Origin of the sequence: Gottfriedia acidiceleris (assembly GCF_002128425.1) — a bacterium.
Lineage (GTDB): Bacteria > Bacillota > Bacilli > Bacillales > Bacillaceae_G > Gottfriedia > Gottfriedia acidiceleris.
On record NZ_NESS01000031.1, the window covers coordinates 1 to 4,884 of the forward strand.

The following is a 4,884-nucleotide window of genomic DNA, read 5'->3' on the forward strand; positions in this document are numbered from 1 at the left end:
TAATACATAGAAAAGAATAAATTGGAGTAGTTGGAACGCCGTATGCGGTGAAAGTCGCACGTGCGGTGTGAACAGGGGGAAAAGGGAGCGATAACTTCAAACCCTTACCTATCTGTATGCATAAGGATTATCTGGTATTCATTGTAAAAAAGGTTCAAATTCCCCAAATACAGATACTTATATAGTTGATAAAATTAAGATGAAATTTAAAAAATGAAGGGTAAGGTTTCAACATGAAAACTACTAAAAAAGTATTTGTCAGAAATATAATGGTCTTTATTTCAATGATTATTATTGTCGGATTGGGTATTTTGATTTATCTTAAATCGAGTTCATATCCAATAACAGAATCTAATAAAAGGAAAGTAGAAAAAATAAATTCTACTCTATCAAGTGTAAGTGCAGATATAAATCAAATAGAAAAATTCTCAAAAAATGAAAATGAGAAAAATAAAGTAATGGAATTAGAGCAAAAAGCAATGGAAGATATAGGAGAGCTAGATTTATTGCTAGAAAATTTCAAATTTAAAAAGACACCTGATAAAGGTCTGTTATTATGGATTAATTGTGCATTTGCATCTAAAGATGCCTATTTAATGAATTTGAGTAGTTATAGTAGCGGTGATTCAAAAGGAAATAATGAATTTAATTCAAACGCAAGCAATTACATAAATGAAGGTCTTAAAGAAATGAAAAAGAAAGATGAAAACGCTTATAGATACTTCAAGCGTAATGGTTACTTTGAAGGGTTTTACAATCAATAAGTATCTCAAAGTATGAAAAACTAATGTAACTAACGCATGCACTAGTTGAAGATCAAGAGCTGCTAATATGCGGCTTTTTTTATTAAAGTAAATGGCAGATTAGTTGCATAAGGAATGTTATAATAAAATTTTAATATTCAAAGAATAGAGGTATATTTGCGTTGTTTAAAAAAGTACAACTTAAAAAAAGCACTTCAATATTTCTTTTATTTTTATCCTGTTTTCTCTTAGCAAGTTGCGGTAAAAGTGAAAATGTAGATAATGTAAGGGATTCAATTTCTATTAAGAAAATTGATCTTAAATATGTAAAGACTAAAAATCCAAGTTTTTTTATACAATCTTTCTTTTGGTTTGTAGACGATAACCGAATAGGAAAAGATGTAGACTTAGGTCTATACCCTGATGATCTTGAATGGGCAATTGATCTATTAAATTCCAATAAAAAAGAAATATATGAGAAGAAAAAACCAAATAGTAACAGAGTAAATTTATCCTTCGAGGAATTTCCGAAGTCTGTTGAACATACAAGAAGTAAATATAATGGTAAACAAACTACTTTTTATATAAGCAAAAGTTTAAGAGAAAAATTTATTAATAAATATTTAGGTTCACATCCTGTAAATACAGTCTTAAAAAAGTCTACTTACAAATCAGATGAAATAATTGAAGGATATGTAACATTAACAGAATCTGCACCTGTCGAATTAGGTATAAATTTAATAATTGATGGTGAACGAAAAGATATGAGTTCTACACCAATAGAGACTATTAAAATACTAGATAAAACTAATCCGTTTAATAAAGAAAAAATAATACCTTTTAAGATTAATACAGCTGAATTACTTAAACAATTGAATACCGATAGTGATATTTCAATAAGTACAACGAGTATTGATGGTGTAAACAATTATGACTTTGATAAATTTCAATTAGTAAGTAAGTAAAAATATATTTCTTAATCAACTAACTAATGCGTTAGTTACATAACAAAATCGACTGTTTAGTCGATTTTTTCTTGGGCAAAATCCAGTTACTCTCTCAATTTGGAAGGTAGTTTTTAGATTATCTAGAATTAACATACTTATAAGTTATTATCTTGGGAGGTAAGTGAGTGATACATCATAAAAGAAAGATTACCGTTATTTTTTTGTTAGGTATAGCTATTATCTGGTACATATTCTTTAAACCTATTTTTTTAATGAATGGGAACAATAAAAATAATATCGTAGAAACTATTCAATCATTAAACAAAGAGCAACAATCAATTGAAATAATAAAAATTTTCGACTTGAAAAAAGATAGATATGTAGCGTATTTACATGATAATATGCCTGCATATATACACTTTGAAAAAAACAATATTGGAAATTATAAATATATTGATGTTGATTATGGATATTATGATTCTGAGAATGAAATAAGTTCAAACCTTCAAGTTTTTCCACTACCTAGAGAATATAAAAATGGAAAGCCTTTACCTTTGAACCTACTTGCAATAACAAATTACGAAAATACTGTTGCTAAATTGGGTGTACGTGTTATAAATGCGACTGGTAGCACAGAGAAAAATCAAATTAACGTGGGTAAACCAAGTGCTAGTATTCTTACAATGAATAAAGCATCGGAAGCATTTAGTTTGGAATATAAATATTTTGATAAAAATGCAAAACTAGTTAAGTAACTAACTAATGCATTAGTTGAACAAGGTGCTCTAAAATTGATGTCGAATAATAGTTAGTGGAATATAGATTTTAAACTGGTGAACAAGGAGAAAAAGATGAAGAATATATATTTTTTTATAGCAGTAGTAGTAACCATATTAATAATATTTAGTTTAAGGTATTCTTTTCACATTATTAATGATTCTACACTTCGAATTATTATGCCTACTTTATTAATTGTAGTTTTGTGGCTAAGAAAGGTCTTTAAGATTGATTTTTCTAAATAAATTTACGTACTTATGTAACTAACTAATGCATTAGTTAAACAAAAAAAGAGGATGATCTCTAGGATTTTCCTCTTTTTTGAAGTTATTTTTGATGGAAAATAAATGTTTCTTTAAAATGTCTTCTTTGATTTTCATTTATTGTTTTTTCCCAAGTAATGTCGACTTTCAATATTTTAGCTTTTACCGATATAGGGAAGTTAGAATGATGATATGAGCTACCTTCTTTAATTAAAATATCACCTTCATTGGTAAATAACTCGTAATAAGTTTTTGAATTAGGCTCATCTCTAAACGCCTCAATTCTAACATTATTTATGTTTCTGTCTCCGATATTACTTATATCCAAACTATAAACATTAAAAACACCTTTTTTTGGCTTTGTAAGTTTAGGTTCATTAACCTTATCTAGATCAGCTTGATTAATTTTAATGCTCCATTGATCTGATGATTTTGTTAAAGGTAAACTATTAAAGGACTTTGCATACGTATTTGTATTTGTATGAAAACTAAAACCTATGATTAATGAAACTATAACAATTATCTTTTTCAAAATTTCACACCCTTTCATTTTTAATTAGTATGTATTAATTTTTTTGTATCATTCGAATTGATTAAAAGTTATCTAATGCAATATTAAATGTTATTCTTCAATAGAAGATCGCTTTTTCTTATTCAACATAATGGCAGGATAGTTCAATAAGAAAAGGAGTATATGAGTGGAAAATTGAATTAATATAGTAGTGTTTAAGAGTTATATTAGGGGGAACATTTTGTGAGAAGATTATTCTTGTCCATTTGTTTATTAGTTATTGTAGGAGTTTTAACAGCCTGTCAAAAAAAAGAAGACGGAATGACTTTTGAATCTATATATACAGATAAAGAAATAACTAAAATCGTATACGGAAAAAATGGGAACTTTAAAGAATTAACTGACTTTGAGAGTATTAATAAGTGGGTTAATGATGTCAGGAACATGAAGTTTATTCGTTACGATAATCAAGAAGAACGTCAACCCCTTTTACTTTTTGATGGCGGTTGCTTGGTAAAAGCTTATCATAAAGATGAAGAAATTGGAGACTTTAAACTACGAAAGTTAAACGGTGTATATTATAAGGAAAATACCGAATTTGATAAACAAGTAAAATCTTTATGTCAATAGAATTTCATACTCCTTAAGCAACTAACGCATGCGTTAATTCAACAACCATATAGAATATAAATTTGTAAAAAGGTTTTTAGAGGAGGGATTATGTGCAAAATAATTTAGTTTTCCACATTCCAACTTATACGGACGATGATTCGACTTTTCCCAAACCTGTGAATGAAAATTATGATTATTGGGACCAGTTAATAAAATACTTTTTACAAAAATCTGATACGATTGAAGTTCATTGTTGGAATGAGGAAATTGACACAATAGAAGAAATTAAAAAACTAAATTCATTTGAAATATATAAAGAAGATAATATTACTGTCTTTAAGGGTATGAAAAACTCAATTCTTTCAATGTATCTATCAAAACACCATATCAATAATATTGGAGAGTTCAAATGGTTCACAGTTAATTTAAAAAAAGGTATGGTGCCAGTATTTCATTCAGGTCATTGGGGAACTGAATTCGTTGTTCCTAATGCTATTGATGAAGATATTGAACTTATCAAAAGTATAATTCCAGCTGAAACAAGTTTTCATCAATACTAATACTTTCTTATTCAACTAAAGCATGCATTAGTTGAATAATGATCGACTGCTTTGGCGGTCTTTTTTATTTAACAAAGAAAGAGATTTGAAAAAGAACGAGTTAGACACTATTTTAAAATTTACTTTACCAAATCTTTGCGTTTGAAAAAGCTTAGTGATAAAAATGTTTAGATTTTAGAGCTAATAAATGGATTTACGAAAAATTTAATAATTACTCCACTCTTTTTTTAAGATATCTATCCTATTCTTAAAGCATAGGGAAATATTCAAAGATAATATTCCATGCTATAATTTTTTAAAAAGAAACTTGAGATTCAATTTTAAAGTAGGATAAAGGCTTAGATTATAAGTCTGAAAAAGAATTAGAAATTGAGGATTTATATGGGAAAATCAAAAAATAATCAAAATAAAATAACTGCTGGCTTGTTTGCCGTTTATTTATTTGCATTAATATGGATTATAGTCTTTAAA

At 27.4% G+C, this 4,884-nt stretch carries 6 protein-coding genes; 5 read left to right on the forward strand and 1 reads right to left on the reverse strand.

Annotation, left to right across the window (positions count from 1 at the left end; all coding sequences use genetic code 11):
- Nucleotides 1-233: 233 nt before the first annotated feature.
- The 3 genes from B6K90_RS23130 to B6K90_RS23140 all read left to right on the forward strand — a co-directional run bounded on the left by B6K90_RS23130 (nucleotide 234) and on the right by B6K90_RS23140 (nucleotide 2,445).
- The gene (locus B6K90_RS23130; RefSeq protein WP_088015040.1) at nucleotides 234-764 is read left to right on the forward strand and encodes a hypothetical protein; all 531 of its coding nucleotides are present in this window, start codon (nucleotides 234-236) and stop codon (nucleotides 762-764) included.
- A 161-nt stretch (nucleotides 765-925) separates the two neighbouring features.
- On the forward strand, nucleotides 926-1,708 hold the full coding sequence (locus B6K90_RS23135) for a hypothetical protein (RefSeq protein WP_088015041.1): 783 nt from the start codon (nucleotides 926-928) through the stop codon (nucleotides 1,706-1,708).
- Between the two features lie 167 nt (nucleotides 1,709-1,875).
- Nucleotides 1,876-2,445: a hypothetical protein gene (locus B6K90_RS23140; RefSeq protein WP_088015042.1), complete on the forward strand. Its 570-nt coding sequence runs from the start codon at nucleotides 1,876-1,878 to the stop codon at nucleotides 2,443-2,445.
- A 349-nt stretch (nucleotides 2,446-2,794) separates the two neighbouring features.
- On the opposite strand, the gene B6K90_RS23145 is transcribed toward B6K90_RS23140, so the two are convergent.
- Nucleotides 2,795-3,262 (reverse strand): hypothetical protein, encoded by a 468-nt coding sequence (locus tag B6K90_RS23145; RefSeq protein ID WP_088015043.1) that lies wholly within the window; start codon nucleotides 3,260-3,262, stop codon nucleotides 2,795-2,797.
- A 222-nt stretch (nucleotides 3,263-3,484) separates the two neighbouring features.
- Here B6K90_RS23145 and B6K90_RS23150 point away from each other — a divergent pair, with 222 nt between their 5' ends.
- Nucleotides 3,485-3,871 (forward strand): hypothetical protein, encoded by a 387-nt coding sequence (locus B6K90_RS23150; protein ID WP_088015044.1) that lies wholly within the window; start codon nucleotides 3,485-3,487, stop codon nucleotides 3,869-3,871.
- A gap of 92 nt (nucleotides 3,872-3,963) precedes the next feature.
- Nucleotides 3,964-4,413 carry a hypothetical protein gene (locus B6K90_RS23155; RefSeq protein WP_088015045.1) on the forward strand — a complete coding sequence of 150 codons (450 nt, stop codon included), beginning with the start codon at nucleotides 3,964-3,966 and terminating at the stop codon, nucleotides 4,411-4,413.
- Nucleotides 4,414-4,884: the final 471 nt, after the last annotated feature.

Coding starts and splice junctions, on each gene's coding strand:
- B6K90_RS23130 (WP_088015040.1), top strand. CDS start 234: ATGAAAACTACTAAAAAAGTATTTGTCAGAAATATAATGGTCTTTATT.